This window comes from Bariatricus sp. HCP28S3_A7, assembly GCF_052066375.1.
Taxonomy (GTDB): Bacteria; Bacillota; Clostridia; order Lachnospirales; family Lachnospiraceae; genus Allocoprococcus.
Genome location: NZ_JBQHSG010000014.1, coordinates 54,258 through 74,055 on the forward strand (window position 1 = coordinate 54,258; position 19,798 = coordinate 74,055).

Sequence of the window (19,798 nt, forward strand, 5' to 3'; positions counted from 1 at the left end):
TTATTCTAAAATTGCAAAGAGTTTCTGCTGAAATAGCTTATAGATACGATCTATATATAGAGAGGTTATATTAAAATTACTGATTTGATTTTTGCATTGATACGAGATACAATAAAGACACAAAGAGGTAGCCAATACCAATAATTGCAAAATTCCCTTCTAAAATTAAAAGAGCCTTTCAGGAACGCTTGCCTGAAAGGTTTTTTGCCATATAAAAATAAATGGAGGAATGGTAATGAAAAAATACGTAATGGCACTGGATCAGGGCACCACAAGTTCGCGCTGTATCTTATTTGACAAGCAGGGCAATATCTGCAGTATGGCACAAAAAGAATTTAAGCAGATCTATCCTCAGCCCGGTTGGGTAGAACATGATGCGATGGAGATCTGGGCATCGCAGCTCTCCGTTGCAGCGGAAGCGATCAGCAAGATCGGTGCATCGGGGACTGAGATTGCTTCGATCGGAATCACGAATCAGAGAGAAACAACGGTCGTATGGAACAGGCATACCGGAAAACCGGTATATCACGCGATCGTGTGGCAGTGCAGAAGGACGGCAGACCGGATCGAAAGACTGGTGGAAGACGGGCTCTCTGATTATGTTCATGAGACAACAGGCTTAATACCGGATGCGTATTTCAGTGCTTCGAAGGTGGCGTGGATCCTGGATAACGTCGAAGGAGCAAGGGAAGAAGCAGAGGCGGGAGATCTGCTGTTCGGTACGATCGATACCTGGCTGATCTGGAACCTGACGAAAGGAACTGTACATGTTACTGATTATACCAACGCTTCCAGGACGATGATGTTCAATATTCATGATCTTTGCTGGGATGAAAAAATACTGGAATATTTCCGGATTCCGAAATCCATGCTCCCGGATGTGAAACCGTCCAGCCATATCTACGGATATACAGAAGGAAGCGTATTGGGAGACAGTATCCCGATCGCAGGGGCAGCAGGTGATCAGCAGGCTGCACTTTTCGGACAATGCTGTTTCACGGCGGGAGATGTGAAGAATACATACGGGACCGGATGCTTCCTCCTGATGAATACGGGGGAAAAGGCGGCAGTCTCCCGGAACGGGCTTCTGACAACGATAGCAGCCAGCGTGGAGGGGGAAGTCCAGTATGCGCTGGAAGGCAGTGTGTTTGTGGCCGGTGCGGGAATCCAGTGGCTCCGCGATGAGATGAGAATGATTAAAAATGCCGCTCAGTCGGAAGAATACGCCATGTCTGTGAAGGACACGAACGGAGTTTATATTGTGCCCGCGTTTACCGGTATCGGTGCGCCGTATTGGAATCAGTATGCCAGAGGAACGATCGTCGGTGTTACAAGAGGATGCAGTAAAGAACACTTTATTCGGGCGGTCCTGGAATCCATGGCTTATCAGACAAAAGACATTCTTGATGTGATGGAACAGGAATCCGGCGTGAAGATCACAAGCCTGAAAGTGGATGGCGGCGCTTCCATGAATAATTTCCTGATGCAGTTCCAGTCCGATATTCTGGACGTGGATGTACTGAGGCCGGAATGCGTCGAGACAACCGCTCTGGGCGCTGCGTATCTGGCCGGAATTGCTGTCGGATATTGGGAAAATACGGACGATATCCGTGAAAACTGGGCACTTTCCAGAACATTTGCTTCTGAAATGCCGGGTGAAACCAGAGAAAAACTGGTGAAGGGATGGAAGAAAGCTGTGAAATGCGCGCTGGTGTGGGCAGAAGAATAAAGAAGGAGACTGTAGGAAAATCGAAAGTCTTAGAAAGGAGGAGGTGTGACCCGAATGGGGCACGCCTCCCAATAACGTCTTTTATAAAAACGTTTTTCTAAAATATCCCATCCAGATAATGCCCCAGTGAACGCCGGATATTTCCTTCAAAATCTGTATCTCCGTTATGGAGACACCATTCAAATACATTTCCGATGACCAGCATACGGATATCGGTACAAATATCCTCAAGGGGGATGGTGGGCGTTACAATACCGGCATCGATTGCTTTTTGGAGATAGTGCTCCACCGTAATAATCGGATAAGGGCGTTCCGTGCGTATACTGGGATTCAATGCCTGATTCTTCGGGGTATAATAATTGGCCATGAATTCCACACCGAGTTCGCGGCAGTATTCGGCATAATTTAGATATACATGAATAATGGCAATTTTTGCTTCTTCTGCATCTTCAGGCGGCTCCAGAAGATCCGGATTGATGCTTGGCTGCTCTTCTATATAATATGAAAGCAAATCGTCTTTCGTCTTAAAATGATGGTAGAAACTTCCGTTAGAAACTCCTGCCTCTTCACAGATATTTTTAATAGACAACTGTTCATAGCCCTGTTTTTGAAGTATTGTTTTTGCGGCACGGAAAATTCTGCCTTTTGTTTCTTTGGATTTCAGTTGTTGCTTCGATAGTGGTTCCTTTTCAATATCGCTCATTTCATTACCTCTTATTTTTTATTTCGTGATCAAAAATGACCGTCTCCGTATGTTAGAGTATACCATAATCATTCAGAAATAGCAAGAAAACAGAGTGGACTCTAAAATGTGTGAAAATAAATACAGCACTTTGGGAATCATTTTTTATCTTCACCCATACTCTGACAATTTGCTGAAACGACTTGTAAAAACGCCAAAGTTGTATTTCTATGATACGGGGTTAGTCTGTTATTTGACTCGTTGGAGCAGTGCAGAGACGTTGGAAAGTGGAACTATGAATGGTGCGATTTTGGAAAATTATGTAGTGTCAGAAATAATGAAGACGTATTTAAATAGTGGTAAACAGCCGTTTATGTATTATTATCGGGACAAGGATGCCAAAGAAATTGATGTGATATTAGAACATGATGGGGTCTTGAACCCAATTGAAATTAAAAAAACATCAAATCCCGGAACAAAACTGACGAAAGTATCTGGTTTATTAGATAAAGCATCCACACCTAGGTCAAAAGGAGCAGTTATCTGTATGAAGCCTGCGCTTGGGGCGGTTGATAAAGATAATTATATCGTTCCGATTTGGATGATTTGATTTTTATTATTGCATCATTTTCAGTTATTCGGCGGAGAAAAGGGCGGACGGTCAGCTTTTGATTCTGTTGTGTCCGAAGACGACTTTTGCACTTGTTGGGAGGAAAAAGGGGGCATTTATGGGGCAAACCTGTATTAAGAATGTCGGATATCAGCTCAAAAATGGTATGATTAAAGAAGTGATTTTGAAATAACTGCTGATACTGAAGGAGAAAAAATATTTTGTGCATATGTGATAAATAGCGTCGTGGACAGAGGCCCCGGCGCTATTTTTAGATGATTCGTTGAAAAATTGAAATCATCATGATATGATAAGCAGTAGTGTTTCTGTGCTTTGGCATAAAGAAAGTGAGGATTTTATTACATGGACATTAATCAAAAGATTACCGAAGAACTTGGCGTAAAAAGGTGGCAGGTGGATGCCGCGGTCAAGCTGATAGATGAGGGAAATACGATCCCGTTTATTGCACGTTACCGTAAGGAAGCGCATGGTACGCTGGATGATGAGCAGCTTCGTAAATTACATGAAAGACTGATGTATCTCAGAAATCTGGAGGAGAAGAAAGAACAGGTACTTTCCAGTATTGAAGAGCAGGGCAAGCTGACACCGGAACTGAAAGCGCAGATTCTGGCGGCAGAGACACAGGTGCTGGTGGATGATCTGTATCGCCCGTACCGCCCGAAGAGACGAACCCGTGCAACCATCGCGAAAGAAAAAGGTCTGGAGCCGCTGGCGGTATATATTTCCTTGCAGAACGCGAAAGTTCCTCTGGAAGAAACAGCAGCAGATTATATCTCAGAGGAAAAAGGAGTGGCAAGTGCAGCGGAAGCAATTGAAGGCGCGAAAGATATCCTGGCAGAATCGATTTCCGATGAGGCGGATTACAGGACGCATATCCGGAATCTGACGGTGAAAAAGGGAATGCTGACCTCTGCGGCAAAGGATGAAAAGGCAGAATCTGTATATGAAATGTACTACGATTTCGCAGAGCCGGTTGCAAAGCTTGCAGGGCACCGCGTGCTGGCATTAAACCGTGGTGAAAAAGAAAAATTCCTGACTGTGAAGATCGAAGCGCCGGAGGAGGATATCATCCGCTATCTTGAGAAAAAGGTTATTCACAAAGACAACCAATACACCACACCTGTATTAAAAGCAGTTGTGGAAGACAGTTATAAGAGACTGATCGCGCCGGCGATTGAGCGTGAGATCCGCAATGACCTTACGGAGAAAGCGGAAGATGGTGCGATTCTCGTATTTGGCAAGAATCTGGAACAGCTTCTGATGCAGCCCCCGATCGTCGGACAGGTCGTTCTGGGATGGGATCCCGCGTTCCGTACCGGATGTAAGTTGGCCGTCGTCGACCCGACCGGAAAAGTAATCGGTACGACGGTTATTTATCCGACAGCGCCGACCACACCGCAGAAGATTCAGGCAGCGAAAGATCTGCTTAAAAAGATCATTCCGAAGTATAATGTGAGCCTGATATCACTGGGCAACGGAACCGCTTCCCGGGAATCAGAGCAGTTTATCGTAGAGCTGCTGAAAGAAATTCCGCAGAAGGTACAGTATGTGATCGTAAATGAAGCAGGTGCATCCGTTTATTCTGCAAGTAAACTGGCAACCGAGGAGTTCCCGAAATTCGATGTCGGACAAAGAAGTGCGACTTCGATTGCAAGAAGGCTTCAGGACCCGCTTGCCGAACTCGTGAAGATCGATCCGAAATCCATCGGTGTGGGACAGTATCAGCATGATATGAACCAGAAGAAATTAAGCGAGGCACTTTCCGGAGTTGTGGAGGACTGCGTAAATAAGGTCGGCGTGGATTTGAATACCGCATCGGCGCCGCTGCTTGCTTATATTTCCGGTATTTCCGGTACTCTTGCGAAAAATATCGTGGCATACCGCGAAGAAAACGGAAAATTTGAGGATCGCAGGCAGCTCCTGAAAGTTCCGAAACTGGGACCGAAGGCGTTCGAGCAGTGTGCAGGTTTCATGAGAATCCAGGGAGGCAAGAATCCGCTGGACGGAACCAGTGTACATCCGGAGTCTTATGAAGCAGCAACAAAACTTCTGGAAAAACAGGGATTTAAACCGGAAGATATTGTGGCAGGAAAGCTGACCGGCCTTTCTCTCACGATCCGGGATTACAAGAAACTGGCAGAAGAGCTTGGAATCGGTGAGATTACTTTAAGAGACATTGTAAAAGAACTGGAAAAACCGGCCCGTGACCCGCGTGACGAGATGCCGAAACCGATTCTCAGAACAGACGTACTGGAGATGAAAGACCTGAAGGAAGGAATGATCCTGAAAGGAACGGTCAGAAATGTCATTGATTTTGGGGTGTTTGTTGATATCGGAGTTCATCAGGACGGTCTGGTACACATTTCACAGATCACAGACAAATTTATCAAGCATCCGCTGGAAGCAGTCAGCGTCGGTGATATTGTGGATGTCAAAGTCATGAGTGTAGATCTGCAGAAAAAGAGAATTCAATTGACCATGAGAGGAATACAAAAATAGAAAAAGGAGACAGATGCTATGGGAAAATACGCTGAAAAGGCATTGGAATTGCACGCAAAGGGTTATAATTGTGCACAGGCAGTAGCGTGTGCATTCAGTGATCAGGTGGATATGGATGAGGACCAGTTGTTCAAAGTTATGGAAGGATTCGGAGCCGGAATGGGCGGAATGCACGGAACCTGCGGTGCGATCTCCGGTGCGGTTGCAATCGTGGGACTTATGAACAGCAAAGGCAATTCTCAGGTGAAGAGTAAGGTGGATACGTATCAGACTTCCAAGAAGATCGTATCCGGTTTTGAGGAAAAGAACGGTGCTTCGATCTGTGGAGAACTGAAGGGGATCCAGACGAAGAAGGTCTTAAGAAGCTGTGACGGATGTATTCAGGATGCAGCGGAACTTCTGGAGAATATTCTGGGAGTGTAACACATATTGTAAAGAGTAGCGAAGCGTCAAGGGGAGAAAAATGACGGGGAGAAGGCGGATATGTTTGGATATGTAACGGCCTATGAGCCGGAACTTAAGGTGAAAGATTTTCGAAAATATAAAGCGTACTATTGTGGTCTATGCCGTTCTTTGAAAGAAAGACACGGGACACTCGGGCAGCTTACACTGACCTATGATATGACATTTTTGGTTATACTGCTGACTTCACTGTATGAATGTAAAACCAGAGGGAGTATGCATCTGTGTAAGGTTCACCCGGTAAAGAAACAGCTCATGCTTCAGAATGAGATTACGGAATATGCTGCGGATATGAATATGATCCTGGCATATTATCATCTGAAGGATGACTGGCAGGATGAAAAAAAAGTGAGTGGTTTTGCGGGAACCTGTGCGCTTCGGCACAAGATGAAGAAGATAGTACGCAAATATCCGAGACAGTGCAGGGCGATACAGCGGGAACTGAAAAATCTTTCCCGCTGCGAAAAAAGCGGAACGATGGAGATTGACAGACCTTCCGGATGCTTTGGGAGAATGATGGCAGAACTCTTCGTTTATAAAAAAGACGGGTGGGAAGACAGACTCAGAAAAATCGGATTTTACCTTGGAAAATTCATTTACATTATGGATGCCTGGGAGGACCTGGAAAAGGATATGCGGACAAAAAGTTATAATCCACTGAAGGAACTTTCCCAAAAAGAAGATTATGAGGAGCAATGCAGGGAGATGCTCTGTATGATGATCGGAAATTGCACTGCTGAATTTGAGATGCTTCCATGCCTGCTGGATGTAGACATTTTGCGGAATATATTATATGATGGAGTCTGGAATCGTTACAAAAAAATGAAGGATAAGAAAAGTGAGGAACCTAAGTTATGACAAAGAATCCTTATGAAGTGCTTGGTGTATCACCGAGTGCATCGGATGATGAGATAAAAAAGGCATACCGCGAGCTGACAAGAAAATACCATCCGGATGCCAATGTAAATAATCCGCTGGCAGACCTTGCAGAAGAGAAATTCAAAGAGGTTCAGGAAGCTTACGACATCATTATGCGTGAACGTGAGAATCGTGGTAACGGCGGATACGGCGGTTATGGGTATGGAAACAGCAGCTATGGGAACAATGGCAGCTACGGGAACAACAGCAGTCGTGGAAATAACAGCTATGGCGGTCAGGGATATGGATATAATTACGGCTATGGAAATGGCGGCAATCAGGGATATCAGCAGAATCGTTCATCAGGGAGCCAGCAGGATGTGGAATTCCAGGCAGTTTACAATTTTATCAACAACCGCAGATATCAGGATGCACTGAATGTATTGAACAGAATGCCGAACCGCACTGCTCAGTGGTACTACTTAAGTAGTATGGCAAATGCAGGCGTTGGAAATAATATTCTTGCCAGAAACCATGCAGAGCAGGCTGTCAATATGGAGCCGAACAATCCGCAGTACCGTCAGCTTCTGAATCAGGTAAACTGGAATTCGCAGCGTTATCAGAATAATCCATATGGCGGTGGATATGGAAACCAGAACAGTACCCCGTGCGGTACCGGAAATATGTGCTGTGACCTTTGGATCATGGACACGTTATGTGAATGTATGGGAGGCGACCTTTGCTCATGCATGTAAATGCGAAAAAGATTGCAATTGGCGGACTTTTACTGGCACTTACCGAAGTGTGTATCGCGCTTGGAAGCGTGATTGAGACAAATACATTATTTCTCCTGGCGGCGGCATCTTATTTTGTGGGATTTTTGATCCGGGAGACGGATATAAGAACCGGAGCGGTATTCTATGCGGCAGGTGTTCTTCTTGGGATACTGATCTCACCAAATAAACTGTATGTAATTTCTTATGCTGCCATGGGATTTTATATTCTTGCCATAGAATTGATCTGGAAGCGTATAGGACAATTGCAGGGAGAGCGGAATCGGGCTGCTTTATTCTGGGGAGCCAAATATGTAATTTTCAATCTGCTCTTTTTGCCAATGGTGTTTGGATTCAGGGAAGTTTTTTTTCCGGGAACGGTCACCCCTGCAATGTTGCTTGGAATCGTGGCAGCAGGACAGGCAGGCCTTTTTGTCTATGACAGAGCATATGAATATGCGCAGGCGCAGATCTGGAGCAGAATGAGGAAGATACTGTAAATATGGAAGAACGCAAATTATTAGAATTTCTGTCACTGGCAGAAAAATTAAAATGTAACACCCGTCATTCCTGGACTTCAAGTGGAAGACGCGAAAGTGTGGCAGAGCATACCTACCGGCTGATGGTTTTTGCCTGGCTGGTTAAGGATGAATTTCCCGACTATGATATGAACCGTGTGATGGAACTTTGTCTTTTTCATGATCTGGGAGAAGCAGTGACCGGGGATATTCCTGCATTCGTTAAGACGGAGGCGGATGAGAAAACGGAAGAAGAGTCTTTAATGGAAATCACTGGGATGCTCTCGGAAGGGAGAAAAGAGGAGCTGGAAGGGATTTTTCGGGAAGTTCTTCAAAAGGAGACGAAGGAGTCCCGGCTGGTACAGGCTCTTGATAAGCTGGAAGCGGTGATTCAGCATAATGAAGCGTCGATTGATACCTGGCTCCCGCTTGAGTATGATCTGCAGTTTACCTATGGGCAGGACCAGACAAAAGACATCCCATATATGAAAAAGCTTCGGCAGAGAGTTTACAGAGATACACTGGAAAAAATCAGTAGAGAAAGCCATTTTATCGAAAAAACATTTGGTGAGCCGGTTGAAGGTGCGGTATATTATGACCGACCGGGGGCTTATCTGATTGCAACGCACGAAGGGAAGGTGGCTGTCATTCGGACACCGAAAGGATATTTTCTTCCGGGTGGAGGTATAAATGTAGGGGAAACTCATATCGATTGCATTGTGAGAGAATGTATGGAAGAGACGGGATATTCTGTGGTAATTGAGCGGTATGAAGGTTCGGCGGAAATATATGGGATACATGAAAGAATCGGGTATTTTCATCCGATACAATTCTATTATTCGGGGAAGCTGGAAGAGAAAGTTGCAGAGCCGATAGAAAAAGATCATGTGCTGGAATGGCTTCCGTATGAAGAAGCATGTGATAAAATGTTCGTAGAAGCACAAAAATGGATATTGAAAAAACGGAGGATGTAGATTTACTGCATCCTCTTTTTAGATTCATTTTAAAACTGTCCTCTATAAAATAATGAAAATTGTATATTCATTTCATGTCAGTTTTGAGATGCTATACATACCAATACGATAGGTTATGAGATAAACGGAGGTAATCAAAATGGACACAAAACGATATGAATTGAATAAACAGCTTGCGCAGATGTTAAAAGGCGGAGTGATTATGGATGTAACGACTCCGGAGCAGGCGAGAATTGCGGAGGAGGCAGGTGCATGTGCTGTTATGGCGCTGGAACGTATTCCGGCGGATATTCGTGCGGCAGGCGGTGTGGCAACTCCTGCAGATGCGGCACTGATGATGCAGCTTGGCGCAGAAGGTGTATTTGTAGGATCCGGTATTTTCAAATCCGGTGATCCGAAAAAACGGGCAGCGGCAATCGTAAAAGCAGTGACAAACTATCAGGACAGCAAAATGCTTGCTGAACTTTCCGAAGACCTTGGCGAGGCCATGGTAGGTATTAACGAACAGGAAATTCAGCTTCTGATGGCAGAGAGGGGCAAGTAGAGTAGAATGAAGATCGGGATACTTGCTGTGCAGGGAAAGATTCTCCGGGAACTGGATATGTTTGATACGTTGAAAATGCAGATCGAACAGGGAAAACCGGTGCTGGCCACATGTGCCGGACTGATTCTTCTGGCAAAAGAGCTTTCGAATGACGAACATGTTTATTTCGGTACGTTGCCGGTGACGGTGAAGCGAAATGCCTATGGAAGACAATTGGGGAGTTTTTTTACAATACAGGAAATGAAAGGAATCGGGAAGGTTCCGATGACATTTATAAGAGCGCCCTATATTGAGAAGGCAGACGATGGAACAGAAATTCTGGCAGAGGTTGACGGAAATATTGTGGCTGTAAAATCTGGAAAACAGTATGGCCTTTCGTTTCATCCGGAACTGGATGAGGATGATCGAATCCATGAGATGTTTTTGAAAGAATGTGAAAATCAATAATAATAGGCCTTTGGTGAGATAAGATTCATCAAAGGCCAAACTTTTTATGGATGCATGCGGCTTCCGCATTTGGGGCAGAAGTCAAAATTTTCATTGGTATGATAACCGCAGTTCGGGCAGTGTCTGCCGGATGAAGACCCCGGGGAAAATATCAGATCATTTTCATTCACCGAGGTTACATTTCCGCGTGCAATTTCCTTGCCCAGTTCGGGAGAAAGTTCGCAGACGGCTCCGCAGCAGTTCATTTTGGCATAGTAATGCCTGTTCCATTTAAAAAGCGGGATAAAGAAAAATGAGAAATAAGAATAGGTCATGATAATCTGAATATGGCCGAATTTCCCGCAGCATTTGCAAAGCATGATCTGGTCAAATGGGAGGACTTTCTGATCCTGTCCGGCACCCATGATAAAAAACATAATCTTCCACCTCCGGTATATCTGAATGTAAGCGAATATACTGCTTTTTTATTATAACACATCAACTGAGAGAAGATGCAATCATTTTATTCCCGGTTTATTCGTTAGCGTAATTTGTCTACTCTTCGAGAAAATTAAATGTTTCTTTGTCTTGAAAACAAGAGATCAAGTTATTTTTTAATTTCTCTATAAAGTCGGCTTGAGGATCTTTGAATGTCATATGTTCATAAAGCGGTGAGCTGCGGAAACTGAATATATGATCAACAGAATCCAACATCTGCGACATGATTTCAGCGGCACTTTTCGCATCTTGCTCAAATGCCGCCAGATCAAGTCGGCATGAAGCTTCATAGTATTTACCCATTTCAAATAATCTGGCCAGTCCACTTTGCTTGTCAATTAGCAGGTGGGCTTTTGATCTATTATTTTCCTGTAAGGCAAGCATATACATACCGGTCAGTATTCCGTTTACCACCTGATATTCGGCAAAAAGCAATTCCTCATAAGTTTTATAGGCCTCTTGAATCCGACCAGTTTTTTGGTAAATCTCAGCCTGTTTCCGTTTCCTTTCCGGATTCTGCACAGAGAAGTATTGCAAATACTTGCCGGCGGTTTCGTATTCTTCTTTGCGCATGTAGAATCCAAACAAAGAGTCTGCAGCATGACAGCGCAGTGTTTCGTCTGTGCTGCCTAGGACATGTGTATAGCAACTGCAGATGTAATCATCGTAATTCCCGGAATCCGGCAGATCTTTCATGAGTCGGTTGGCGTCGAGCATGACGGCCATTTGCCAGATCAGCTGGTCACAATTTGGGTATTTTTCCAGTTCTTTTTTGATCCAGTGGAAAACATCTTCATAATTTTCAGTTTGAAATTTGTTGTCTGCTGTACGAACAAGCGCCTGTATTTCTTCGGAAGAGAGCTCCTCATGATACGAGAGCAGTTCGTCTGTAGAAATGCCAAGCAGTCTGGCAATCGGGGCGAGAAGTGTGATATCCGGATAAGAATTTCCATTCTCCCATTTATTTACTGCCGGGGCAGTCACACCAAGACGGTTCGCCATTTCTTCCTGAGTCATATCGGCGGATTTTCTGTATTTACGTATCACTTCACCTATTTGCATAAGCGGTACCTCCTTAGTTTATATGCATCGGTCTTTGTTTGATTTTAGGATAACAAATTCATGCGGGGTTCACAATTGATTATAAGTTAAATATCAGGAAAAAAACTTAACTGACAGTTATGAATAAAAAACTTGAATTCTGTGCTGCACTGCGCTATAATATAGCCGAAAAGAAAAAGGAATTTCTTCGGGGCAGGGTGCAATTCCCAACCGGCGGTATAGTCCGCGACCCGCGATCGAAAATGAGAGCGGCTGATTTGGTGTAATTCCAAAACCGACAGTAGAGTCTGGATGAGAGAAGAAAATCGGCTGTTTTTAATACAGATAAAAGAGTACGCCCCGGTTAGCAGTAGCCGGGGCTTTTGTATTACGAAAACCGATGATTTCCCAATTAACCAGGAAGATTTTCCTCCTTTTTAACTCAATCGAAAATCTTGCATTAAGAAAAGGAGAGAAAAACATGAGTACAGATGCAATGACAAACACAAAAAATGGTAAGAAAACAAAAGTAAATGTAAAAATGATCGCACAGATCGGTATGCTTGGAGCAATCGCAGTTGTTTTGATGCTGTTCGAAATCCCGCTTCCGTTTGCGCCAAGTTTTTATGAAATCGATTTCAGCGAAGTTCCGGTATTGATCGGAGCCTTTACTATGGGGCCGGTTGCCGGTGCGCTGATTGAGTTGGTGAAGATTTTGCTTAACTTCCTGATCAATGGATCGACAACCGCAGGAGTAGGCGAACTTGCCAATTTCCTGATTGGATGTGCATTCTGCCTTCCGGCTTCCTATATTTACCGCAAATTCCATACAAGAACAGGTGCAATCATCGGAATGCTGACTGGAACCTTGTTTATGACGTTTGCCGGATGTTTTTTAAATGCGTATGTCCTGCTTCCGACCTATGCGAAGGCGTTTAATATGCCGATCGATGCACTGGTGGGAATGGGAACTGCGGTAAATGCAAATATTACGAGTCTTTTTACGTTCGTTGTGTTTGCAGTCGCACCATTCAATTTGCTGAAGGGTGTTCTGGTATCGCTGATCGTATTTCTGATTTATAAAAAGATTAGTCCGATTCTGAAAATGGGACGGGAATAAAAGTTTAGTGTGGAAGCAGTGCCTTAAGTGCACTGCTTTCTTTTTCGATTTGATCTTTCAGTTCAAAAATAAGCCGGCATTGCTGGCGGATATCGGCTGAGCGCTCTTCACACTGCTTTTTGATGCGTTCCAGACGTTCATGATACAGGATTACACTGTGGTTGTTTTCCTCCTTCCCTTTCAGCATTTCCTCTTCTAAAAGCGCCTTCTGATACATTTTCTCGACTGTATCCAACTGTTTAAGTAATTCCGGAATCTTCCGAAGATATTCGTTATATACTTCCACGCGCTGACATTCTGTCTGGTTGCTTAATAATAATTCCATAATTGCCTCCATGTGTTTTTGCTGTAAAATATGTAATTTGAAATAGAAATATTTGTGCGATTAATGACAGTATAGAATAAAGTTTTGAAAATGTCCATAATGCTGTGAGCGACGAAGAAGTTGGAACCAACTTGTGCCTTTTTGAAGGAATTGGGATTGTTTCGGAAAAGTCAGTGTGTTATAATCGGAATAACGCAGACGGAAAACAGGATAAAACGTCGGGAGGTAGTGAGATGACGGTTAAATTTGATGTGAAAATGACGGAAAAAGCGATGTATGATTTTATGCTTCATACTACGTATACGAGTCTGAATGGAATAATGGGAGTGATTCTGGGAGGGATTACGCTGTATCTGGGAATCCGACAGACGATGAACGGGGTGTATCCGGCGGCAGCTACATTTTTCTTGATTGCGATATTCTTCTTAGTGGGAACGCCGCTGAATATGAAGGCAAAATCTTCCGAACAGGTTAAAAAATCACCCATGTTCCAGAAGCCGATCACCTATGAATTGACGGAAGAGGGCGTTCAGATTTCTCAGGAAGATCAAAGTACGCTGAACGAATGGGAGAATTTTCAGAAAGCAGTTTCAACAGATACATCTATTATTTTATATGTCACGAAAGTGAGAGCGCTGATTTTTCCAAAAGAAGCATTGGGTGAACAGTATGCGGCAGCTGTGAAGATGATCTCCACGCATATGTCTCCAAGAAAAGTGAAAATACGTCATGTCAGCGCGGATTAACAACAGATTGAAACGGAGAGAAGCAGTATGGTAATAGAGACTAGAAGTGCAAAGGAGACTTTTTTGCTCGGTGAGAAGATAGGGAAAGAAGCCAGAGCCGGTCAGGTATATACATTGATCGGAGATCTGGGTGTCGGGAAAACGGTTTTTACTCAGGGGATGGCAAAAGGGCTTGGAATCAAAGAGCCTGTCAGCAGTCCTACCTTTACCATTGTACAGGTATACGAAGAGGGGCGTCTTCCGTTTTATCATTTCGATGTATACCGCATCGGTGATGTTGAGGAGATGGATGAGATTGGTTTTGACGATTATATATATGGTGATGGAGTGAGCCTGATTGAATGGGCAAATTTGATTGAAGAGATTCTGCCTGAGAAACGGACAGAGATCATCATTGAGAAGGATTTGAAAAATGGATTTGAATTCCGCAGGATTACGGTGGAAGAACGATAGAAAAGAGGTTGAATGATGCGGATATTGGCGATTGACAGTTCCGGGCTTGTTGCAACGGTAGCAGTGGTGGAACAAGACGAAAAGGCAGTCGGGAAAACGGTTGCGGAGTATACGATCAATTATAAAAAGACACATTCACAGACGCTTTTGCCGATGTTGGATGAGATTGTGCGCATGACAGAGCTGGAGCTTGGTTCGGTTGACGCGATTGCTGTGGCAGGAGGACCGGGTTCATTTACCGGACTTAGAATAGGCTCGGCAACTGCAAAAGGGCTGGGGCTTGCGCTTGAAAAGCCCCTGATTCATGTGCCGACAGTAGATGCACTTGCATACAACCTGTGTTATACAGATCAGATTGTATGCCCGATCATGGATGCAAGAAGAAATCAGGTGTATACCGGAATTTATGAATTCGAAGATGAAAAACTGAACATAATAGAGCCTCAGATGGCTGTGGGAATTGAAGAACTGGCAGAGAGACTGTGCAGATTTCCAAATGACAGGGGAATCATTTTCCTCGGAGACGGGGTCCCTGTTCATCGTGAAAGATTACAGAATGAGTTGCTTGTTAATTATAAAATTTCTTTTGCGCCTGCTCATATGAATCAGCAAAGGGCGGCAGCGCTTGGAACACTGGCAATGGATTATTATCGAACGGGCAGGGTGGAGACGGCGGCAGAGCATAAGCCTGATTATTTGAGACTTTCGCAGGCAGAGCGCGAAAGAGCGGAACGTGAACTGGCGAAAAAGAACACGGAGAGTAACTGCTAATGGCTGATGAATGGACTTTTAAAGAACTTTCAGCATCGGATACAGACGAAATATACCGGATTGCCCAGTTGGAATATGCTGTATTCCCAGATCCTTGGAGTGAAAAAGAGATAAAAAATACTTTGCAACAGGATCATACTTTTTGTGTTGCGGCAAAGTGCTGTGATATCGTTTTGGGGTATTTCATTTGTTATTTTGTTCTGGATGAATGTGAAGTCGCACGAATTGCAGTTGCGGAAGATGCCAGATGCAGAGGGATTGGCCAGAACCTGTTTGAAAATATGATGGATATCTGCCGAAGAAAAGGACTGGGAAGAATTCTGCTGGATGTCAGAAAGAGCAACCGGACAGCAATTCGCTTTTATGAAAAAAATCATTTTCAGGTGGATGGGATACGCAGGAATTATTATGGAGGAACGGCACCGGAAGATGCGATCCTTATGAGCAGGGATGTGCTGATTCCAAAACTTACGGAATAAACGAATGTGTCAAGTGGAATTTTTAGCATAAACATGCAGTGGTTTCCGATGGAAAAACGATCATGCTGGCGATATAATGAAAGCGTAATACAGAATACTTCCCGGATATGCCGAGCGAGATGAGCAGGCGGTATTTGAAGGGGATACTATGGAGGAACATGATGCGTCAGTATGAGATTTGTAATGAAAAGAAAAAAGAAATTCGCAGAATTATCTGTAATATGTGTAAAAAAGAAATTGAAGTCATAGATGGAATTGGAAAAGAGGATGTACTGAGTGTTGAAAAACGATGGGGATATTTCTCTGAGAAGGACAATGAGGTGCATCGTTTTGACCTTTGTGAGGCGTGCTACGACAAGCTGGTCGGCTCTTTTGCGATTCCGGTAGAAATAGAATAGGAGAGAACATGTTAGATGTATGTTTGTTGGGAACCGGCGGAATGATGCCGTTGCCATATCGTTGGCTGACGGCCTTGATGATCCGATTTAATGGAAGCCAGCTTTTAATTGATTGCGGCGAAGGCACACAGATTGCGATGAAAGAAAAGGGATGGAGCTTTAAACCAATTGATGTGATATGCTTTACACATTATCACGGTGATCATATCAGCGGCCTTCCGGGACTTCTTCTTACAATGGGAAATGCAGACCGGACAGAGCCACTCACTTTGATTGGGCCAAAAGGGCTCGAAAGAGTGGTGAATTCGCTGAGGGTTATTGCACCGGAACTGCCTTTTGAACTGAAGTTTATTGAAATAACAGAGCCGGAGCAGAGTTTTGAACTCAACGGATACCGCCTCACTGCTTTTCGGGTCAGACATAATGTGATTTGCTATGGTTATACGATAGAAATCGACCGTGCAGGAAAGTTTGATGTTCAGCGGGCTATGGAACAGGAGATTCCGAAAGAATATTGGAAACATTTGCAGAGAGGTGAGAATCTCGAGCTGGAAGGGAGGAAACTGACACCCGATATGGTGCTTGGACCGCCCAGAAAGGGAATCAAACTGACTTATTGTACCGATACTCGTCCTACAGATTCAATCCGACAGCATGCAAAAGGGTCAGATCTGTTCATATGTGAAGGCATGTATGGAGAAAAGGAGAAAGCAGCGAAAGCGGTGGAATACAAACATATGACATTCTATGAAGCTGCGGAAATTGCAAGAGATGCTGAAGTAAAAGAAATGTGGCTGACACATTACAGCCCGTCGCTTACCAGACCGGAAGAATATATGGATGATGTGAGAACTATTTTCCCGCGTGCAATAGCCGGAAAGGACAGAATGACGACGGAATTGGATTTTCCGGAATAAGTAATGGTGCTGTAAAAGATAAATGAATGGATAGTGTAAGGCTACCTGAAAAGAAAGAAGAGAAGCAGATGGAAACAGAAAATAAAGAAATTAAGATTTTGGCAATAGAAAGTTCCTGCGATGAGACTGCAGCTGCGGTCGTAAAAAACGGAAGGGAAGTTCTGTCGAACGTGATTTCGTCCCAGATTGATCTCCATAAATTATATGGAGGAGTTGTACCGGAGATCGCATCCAGAAAACATATTGAGAAGATTAATCAGGTAATAGAGGAAGCATTGTCAGAGGCGAATGTAACGTTGGATGACATTGATGCAATTGGCGTGACATACGGTCCGGGACTCGTCGGGGCGCTTCTTGTCGGTGTCGCAGAAGCAAAAGCGATCGCATATGCGAAAAAACTGCCTTTGATAGGAGTACATCACATCGAAGGGCATATTTCTGCAAACTATATAGAGAATAAAGAACTGGAACCACCTTTTTTATGCCTGGTGGTTTCTGGAGGGCATACGCATCTTGTTTGTGTAAAAGACTATGGTACCTATGAAATCCTCGGACGGACGAGAGACGATGCTGCAGGGGAGGCTTTTGATAAAGTGGCAAGAGCGATTGGCCTGGGATATCCGGGAGGCCCGAAGATTGATAAGCTTTCGAGAGAAGGAAATCCGGATGCGATTCCATTTCCAAGAGCACATATCGAAGATTCGCCGTATGATTTCAGTTTCAGCGGGGTGAAGTCTTCTGTACTTAATTATATAAATGGATGTCAGATGAAAGGAATTGAATACAACCGTGCTGATATTGCGGCGTCTTTCCAGAAAGCAGTTACTGATGTGCTCGTGGGAAATGCTATGCATGCGGTAAAAGAATATGGATTAAATAAACTGGCGATTGCGGGAGGAGTGGCTTCGAACAGCACTCTGCGCACGGCAATGAAGCGGGCATGTGAAGAAAATGGAATTGAATTCTATTACCCATCTCCGATTCTGTGTACGGACAATGCGGCTATGATTGGAGCTGCAGCATATTATGAATATCTCGCAGGAACCAGGCACGGATGGGATCTGAATGCAGTTCCTAATCTGAGACTTGGAGAAAGATAAGGCTTTTTGAACGAAAAAGATATATGGAAATATGATTGTTTCATATTATTCGGTGGGTTAGGAAGCAAATAATGAGAAGGAGCTGGCATGGAACAGGAACACAATACAAAAAAACGCTGTACAGCGATCGTCCTGGCGGCAGGACAGGGTAGCCGTATGGGGACAAAAGTTCAGAAACAATATCTGGAGATTGCAGGAAAGCCTGTGCTTTATTATTCACTCGCTGCTTTCGAAGAATCTGAAATCATCGATGACGTTATTGTGGTTGTCGGTGAAGGACAGACTGAATATTGCCGGAAAGAGATTGTGGAAAAATATAACTTTGACAAAGTGGACTTGATTACTATAGGTGGAAAAGAGCGATATGAATCGGTATATCGTGCACTGCTTGCTATGGACAGGGAAGAAATGAAAGTACCTAATCGGGATGGATATGTATTCATTCATGATGGTGCGCGCCCGTTTGTGGATGAAGGAATTATTGAGAGAACATATGAGGCAGTGCGTAAACATAGGGCGTGTGTGGCGGGAATGCCGTCTAAGGACACAATAAAAGTGGTGGATGCAGACGGATTTGCAAAAGAGACTCCTGACAGAAAAACGCTTTGGCTGGTACAGACACCACAGGTGTTTGAAGCTCCATTGATCAAAGAAGCATATTTTCGATTGATGAAAAAGGAATGTATTCAAGTCACCGACGATGCAATGGTGGTTGAACAAATGCTTGGAATTCCGGTTAAATTGATTGAGGGATCGTATGAGAATATAAAGATTACAACGCCGGAGGATCTGCCTGTGGCAGAAGCTTTCATTAATCGAAAAAATAAATTAAAAAATTTGAAATAAGTTATTGACATTAAAGAAGCAGTTATGCTATAATTCCAATTGTCGCTGATACAGCGAAACAATTTAATAGATGCAGAGGTATCGAAGTGGTCATAACGAGGCGGTCTTGAAAACCGTTTGTCCGAGAGGGCGCGTGGGTTCGAATCCCACCCTCTGCGTTGAGAGAAAAGCACATTTATCTAAAGGATGGATGTGCTTTTTGCATTCTTAAAATGATAATTGAATGCAAATTACTTTGTACCCTTTTGGAAAAAGTGCAATGATATTAATAGAATAGTGAATAGACAGAAAATTGCGAAGCAAATCGAGAGATGTAGAATAATTAAAAAATGAAAAAAAATACTGGACAAAATTGCTGAGTTCGTGTATATTATTTTTCGGACGTTTTGGAGAAATACCCAAGAGGCTGAAGGGGCTCCCCTGGAAAGGGAGTAGGTCGTTAATAGCGGCGCGAGGGTTCAAATCCCTCTTTCTCCGTTCGCTTGTAAAGCTGTATGATGTGAAATGTGAAGGATGTATTTACATATATTGTGTATGTAAAAATCAAGTCAAAAAAATGTAAAAAAAGTTGAAAAATATACTTGACATTAAACGACACACATGGTATTATACAAAAGCTGACTCGCAAGAGACAAGCAAAACACAAAGAACATTGATAACTAAACAATAGACAACAACCCTGAAAATTCTTTAAGAGATTTTTCAAGAACGGTTGAATCGACAGATTTAACAAACCTAAAAACAGTAAGAAGGAACAGAATTGCCAAGCGATTCTGGACTGGATACAAACACTTTTAACGAGAGTTTGATCCTGGCTCAGGATGAACGCTGGCGGCGTGCCTAACACATGCAAGTCGAACGAAGCACATTGGATTGATTCTTCGGAAGAAAGAGAATGTGACTGAGTGGCGGACGGGTGAGTAACGCGTGGGTAACCTGCCTCATACAGGGGGATAACAGTTAGAAATGACTGCTAATACCGCATAAGACCACGGAGTCGCATGACTC

The 19,798-nt window shown here is 43.7% G+C and carries 23 protein-coding genes, 2 tRNA genes, 1 rRNA gene and 1 riboswitch; of the genes, 22 read left to right on the top strand and 4 right to left on the bottom strand.

The window, feature by feature from the left end:
- Positions 1-235 precede the first annotated feature (235 nt).
- On the top strand, positions 236-1,729 hold the full coding sequence (gene glpK / locus ACTNA4_RS10630; RefSeq protein ID WP_441029958.1) for a glycerol kinase GlpK: 1,494 nt from the start codon (positions 236-238) through the stop codon (positions 1,727-1,729).
- A gap of 97 nt (positions 1,730-1,826) precedes the next feature.
- Here the strand turns inward: glpK and ACTNA4_RS10635 are convergent, their stop codons facing one another.
- Positions 1,827-2,432 carry a TetR/AcrR family transcriptional regulator gene (locus ACTNA4_RS10635; protein ID WP_427806057.1) on the bottom strand — a complete coding sequence of 202 codons (606 nt, stop codon included), beginning with the start codon at positions 2,430-2,432 and terminating at the stop codon, positions 1,827-1,829.
- Positions 2,433-2,538: 106 nt separating this feature from the next.
- Here ACTNA4_RS10635 and ACTNA4_RS10640 point away from each other — a divergent pair, with 106 nt between their 5' ends.
- The 9 genes from ACTNA4_RS10640 (at position 2,539) to pdxT (ending at position 10,117) form a co-directional block, all read left to right on the top strand.
- Positions 2,539-3,021 (top strand): DUF4143 domain-containing protein, encoded by a 483-nt coding sequence (locus ACTNA4_RS10640; RefSeq protein WP_427806056.1) that lies wholly within the window; start codon positions 2,539-2,541, stop codon positions 3,019-3,021.
- Positions 3,022-3,384: 363 nt separating this feature from the next.
- A complete protein-coding gene (locus tag ACTNA4_RS10645; protein WP_427806055.1) occupies positions 3,385-5,541 on the top strand; it encodes a Tex family protein in 2,157 nt (718 codons plus the stop codon).
- 18 nt (positions 5,542-5,559) lie between these two features.
- The gene (locus tag ACTNA4_RS10650; RefSeq protein ID WP_427806054.1) at positions 5,560-5,964 is read left to right on the top strand and encodes a C-GCAxxG-C-C family protein; all 405 of its coding nucleotides are present in this window, start codon (positions 5,560-5,562) and stop codon (positions 5,962-5,964) included.
- Between the two features lie 60 nt (positions 5,965-6,024).
- On the top strand, positions 6,025-6,861 hold the full coding sequence (locus tag ACTNA4_RS10655) for a DUF5685 family protein (RefSeq protein ID WP_441017583.1): 837 nt from the start codon (positions 6,025-6,027) through the stop codon (positions 6,859-6,861).
- Complete coding sequence (locus tag ACTNA4_RS10660) at positions 6,858-7,616, top strand: DnaJ domain-containing protein (protein ID WP_441029960.1); 759 nt, start codon at positions 6,858-6,860, stop codon at positions 7,614-7,616. The genes ACTNA4_RS10655 and ACTNA4_RS10660 overlap by 4 nt, the downstream gene beginning before the upstream one ends.
- Positions 7,607-8,134, top strand: a complete 528-nt coding sequence (locus ACTNA4_RS10665) for a hypothetical protein (protein WP_427806193.1) — start codon at positions 7,607-7,609, stop codon at positions 8,132-8,134. The genes ACTNA4_RS10660 and ACTNA4_RS10665 overlap by 10 nt, the downstream gene beginning before the upstream one ends.
- 2 nt (positions 8,135-8,136) lie before the next feature.
- Positions 8,137-9,126, top strand: coding sequence for an HD domain-containing protein (locus ACTNA4_RS10670; protein WP_427806051.1), 990 nt, complete (start codon positions 8,137-8,139; stop codon positions 9,124-9,126).
- Positions 9,127-9,265: 139 nt separating this feature from the next.
- The gene (locus tag ACTNA4_RS10675; protein WP_441029962.1) at positions 9,266-9,670 is read left to right on the top strand and encodes a hypothetical protein; all 405 of its coding nucleotides are present in this window, start codon (positions 9,266-9,268) and stop codon (positions 9,668-9,670) included.
- Positions 9,671-9,676: 6 nt separating this feature from the next.
- The gene (gene pdxT / locus ACTNA4_RS10680; RefSeq protein WP_441029964.1) at positions 9,677-10,117 is read left to right on the top strand and encodes a pyridoxal 5'-phosphate synthase glutaminase subunit PdxT; all 441 of its coding nucleotides are present in this window, start codon (positions 9,677-9,679) and stop codon (positions 10,115-10,117) included.
- A 44-nt stretch (positions 10,118-10,161) separates the two neighbouring features.
- Here the strand turns inward: pdxT and ACTNA4_RS10685 are convergent, their stop codons facing one another.
- Both ACTNA4_RS10685 and ACTNA4_RS10690 read right to left on the bottom strand, forming a co-directional pair.
- The gene (locus ACTNA4_RS10685; protein ID WP_427806048.1) at positions 10,162-10,533 is read right to left on the bottom strand and encodes a zinc ribbon domain-containing protein; all 372 of its coding nucleotides are present in this window, start codon (positions 10,531-10,533) and stop codon (positions 10,162-10,164) included.
- 118 nt (positions 10,534-10,651) lie between these two features.
- On the bottom strand, positions 10,652-11,656 hold the full coding sequence (locus ACTNA4_RS10690; RefSeq protein ID WP_441029966.1) for a helix-turn-helix domain-containing protein: 1,005 nt from the start codon (positions 11,654-11,656) through the stop codon (positions 10,652-10,654).
- Positions 11,657-11,835: 179 nt separating this feature from the next.
- Positions 11,836-11,963, top strand: a riboswitch (FMN riboswitch).
- A gap of 153 nt (positions 11,964-12,116) precedes the next feature.
- On the opposite strand from ACTNA4_RS10690, the gene ACTNA4_RS10695 reads away from it, so the two are divergent.
- Positions 12,117-12,755, top strand: coding sequence for an ECF transporter S component (locus ACTNA4_RS10695; RefSeq protein ID WP_427806046.1), 639 nt, complete (start codon positions 12,117-12,119; stop codon positions 12,753-12,755).
- Between the two features lie 4 nt (positions 12,756-12,759).
- Here the strand turns inward: ACTNA4_RS10695 and ACTNA4_RS10700 are convergent, their stop codons facing one another.
- A complete protein-coding gene (locus ACTNA4_RS10700; RefSeq protein ID WP_427806045.1) occupies positions 12,760-13,080 on the bottom strand; it encodes a hypothetical protein in 321 nt (106 codons plus the stop codon).
- A gap of 233 nt (positions 13,081-13,313) precedes the next feature.
- Here ACTNA4_RS10700 and ACTNA4_RS10705 point away from each other — a divergent pair, with 233 nt between their 5' ends.
- The 11 genes from ACTNA4_RS10705 to ACTNA4_RS10755 form a co-directional block, all read left to right on the top strand.
- Positions 13,314-13,826, top strand: coding sequence for a YcxB family protein (locus tag ACTNA4_RS10705; RefSeq protein ID WP_441029968.1), 513 nt, complete (start codon positions 13,314-13,316; stop codon positions 13,824-13,826).
- A gap of 27 nt (positions 13,827-13,853) precedes the next feature.
- Positions 13,854-14,279 (top strand): tRNA (adenosine(37)-N6)-threonylcarbamoyltransferase complex ATPase subunit type 1 TsaE, encoded by a 426-nt coding sequence (tsaE, locus tag ACTNA4_RS10710; RefSeq protein ID WP_427806043.1) that lies wholly within the window; start codon positions 13,854-13,856, stop codon positions 14,277-14,279.
- A gap of 15 nt (positions 14,280-14,294) precedes the next feature.
- A complete protein-coding gene (gene tsaB, locus ACTNA4_RS10715) occupies positions 14,295-15,050 on the top strand; it encodes a tRNA (adenosine(37)-N6)-threonylcarbamoyltransferase complex dimerization subunit type 1 TsaB (RefSeq protein ID WP_427806192.1) in 756 nt (251 codons plus the stop codon).
- Complete coding sequence (rimI, locus tag ACTNA4_RS10720) at positions 15,050-15,529, top strand: ribosomal protein S18-alanine N-acetyltransferase (protein ID WP_427819997.1); 480 nt, start codon at positions 15,050-15,052, stop codon at positions 15,527-15,529. The genes tsaB and rimI overlap by 1 nt, the downstream gene beginning before the upstream one ends.
- Positions 15,530-15,687: 158 nt before the next feature.
- On the top strand, positions 15,688-15,927 hold the full coding sequence (locus ACTNA4_RS10725) for a hypothetical protein (protein WP_427806041.1): 240 nt from the start codon (positions 15,688-15,690) through the stop codon (positions 15,925-15,927).
- Positions 15,928-15,935: 8 nt separating this feature from the next.
- Entirely contained in the window at positions 15,936-16,844 is a 909-nt protein-coding gene (locus ACTNA4_RS10730; protein WP_427806040.1) for a ribonuclease Z, read from the top strand.
- A 68-nt stretch (positions 16,845-16,912) separates the two neighbouring features.
- Positions 16,913-17,944 (top strand): tRNA (adenosine(37)-N6)-threonylcarbamoyltransferase complex transferase subunit TsaD, encoded by a 1,032-nt coding sequence (gene tsaD, locus ACTNA4_RS10735; protein WP_427806191.1) that lies wholly within the window; start codon positions 16,913-16,915, stop codon positions 17,942-17,944.
- An 87-nt stretch (positions 17,945-18,031) separates the two neighbouring features.
- The gene (ispD, locus tag ACTNA4_RS10740; RefSeq protein ID WP_427806039.1) at positions 18,032-18,790 is read left to right on the top strand and encodes a 2-C-methyl-D-erythritol 4-phosphate cytidylyltransferase; all 759 of its coding nucleotides are present in this window, start codon (positions 18,032-18,034) and stop codon (positions 18,788-18,790) included.
- Positions 18,791-18,862: 72 nt separating this feature from the next.
- Positions 18,863-18,948 (top strand) — tRNA-Ser (locus ACTNA4_RS10745).
- Positions 18,949-19,178: 230 nt separating this feature from the next.
- Positions 19,179-19,267, top strand: a tRNA-Ser gene (locus ACTNA4_RS10750).
- Between the two features lie 316 nt (positions 19,268-19,583).
- Positions 19,584-19,798 (top strand): 16S ribosomal RNA (locus tag ACTNA4_RS10755); the annotation flags it as partial.

Excerpts from the sequence above, each read along its gene's own strand:
- ACTNA4_RS10655 (WP_441017583.1), top strand. The coding sequence starts at position 6,025 with ATGTTTGGATATGTAACGGCCTATGAGCCGGAACTTAAGGTGAAAGAT.
- ACTNA4_RS10635 (WP_427806057.1), bottom strand. The coding sequence starts at position 2,432 with ATGAGCGATATTGAAAAGGAACCACTATCGAAGCAACAACTGAAATCC.
- ACTNA4_RS10705 (WP_441029968.1), top strand. The coding sequence starts at position 13,314 with ATGACGGTTAAATTTGATGTGAAAATGACGGAAAAAGCGATGTATGAT.
- ACTNA4_RS10665 (WP_427806193.1), top strand. The coding sequence starts at position 7,607 with ATGCATGTAAATGCGAAAAAGATTGCAATTGGCGGACTTTTACTGGCA.
- ACTNA4_RS10675 (WP_441029962.1), top strand. The coding sequence starts at position 9,266 with ATGGACACAAAACGATATGAATTGAATAAACAGCTTGCGCAGATGTTA.
- glpK (WP_441029958.1), top strand. The coding sequence starts at position 236 with ATGAAAAAATACGTAATGGCACTGGATCAGGGCACCACAAGTTCGCGC.
- ACTNA4_RS10640 (WP_427806056.1), top strand. The coding sequence starts at position 2,539 with ATGTGTGAAAATAAATACAGCACTTTGGGAATCATTTTTTATCTTCAC.
- pdxT (WP_441029964.1), top strand. The coding sequence starts at position 9,677 with ATGAAGATCGGGATACTTGCTGTGCAGGGAAAGATTCTCCGGGAACTG.
- tsaB (WP_427806192.1), top strand. The coding sequence starts at position 14,295 with ATGCGGATATTGGCGATTGACAGTTCCGGGCTTGTTGCAACGGTAGCA.
- ispD (WP_427806039.1), top strand. The coding sequence starts at position 18,032 with ATGGAACAGGAACACAATACAAAAAAACGCTGTACAGCGATCGTCCTG.
- ACTNA4_RS10660 (WP_441029960.1), top strand. The coding sequence starts at position 6,858 with ATGACAAAGAATCCTTATGAAGTGCTTGGTGTATCACCGAGTGCATCG.
- ACTNA4_RS10685 (WP_427806048.1), bottom strand. The coding sequence starts at position 10,533 with ATGTTTTTTATCATGGGTGCCGGACAGGATCAGAAAGTCCTCCCATTT.
- ACTNA4_RS10700 (WP_427806045.1), bottom strand. The coding sequence starts at position 13,080 with ATGGAATTATTATTAAGCAACCAGACAGAATGTCAGCGCGTGGAAGTA.
- ACTNA4_RS10650 (WP_427806054.1), top strand. The coding sequence starts at position 5,560 with ATGGGAAAATACGCTGAAAAGGCATTGGAATTGCACGCAAAGGGTTAT.
- ACTNA4_RS10695 (WP_427806046.1), top strand. The coding sequence starts at position 12,117 with ATGAGTACAGATGCAATGACAAACACAAAAAATGGTAAGAAAACAAAA.
- tsaE (WP_427806043.1), top strand. The coding sequence starts at position 13,854 with ATGGTAATAGAGACTAGAAGTGCAAAGGAGACTTTTTTGCTCGGTGAG.
- tsaD (WP_427806191.1), top strand. The coding sequence starts at position 16,913 with ATGGAAACAGAAAATAAAGAAATTAAGATTTTGGCAATAGAAAGTTCC.
- ACTNA4_RS10690 (WP_441029966.1), bottom strand. The coding sequence starts at position 11,656 with ATGCAAATAGGTGAAGTGATACGTAAATACAGAAAATCCGCCGATATG.
- ACTNA4_RS10730 (WP_427806040.1), top strand. The coding sequence starts at position 15,936 with ATGTTAGATGTATGTTTGTTGGGAACCGGCGGAATGATGCCGTTGCCA.
- ACTNA4_RS10725 (WP_427806041.1), top strand. The coding sequence starts at position 15,688 with ATGATGCGTCAGTATGAGATTTGTAATGAAAAGAAAAAAGAAATTCGC.
- ACTNA4_RS10645 (WP_427806055.1), top strand. The coding sequence starts at position 3,385 with ATGGACATTAATCAAAAGATTACCGAAGAACTTGGCGTAAAAAGGTGG.
- ACTNA4_RS10670 (WP_427806051.1), top strand. The coding sequence starts at position 8,137 with ATGGAAGAACGCAAATTATTAGAATTTCTGTCACTGGCAGAAAAATTA.
- rimI (WP_427819997.1), top strand. The coding sequence starts at position 15,050 with ATGGCTGATGAATGGACTTTTAAAGAACTTTCAGCATCGGATACAGAC.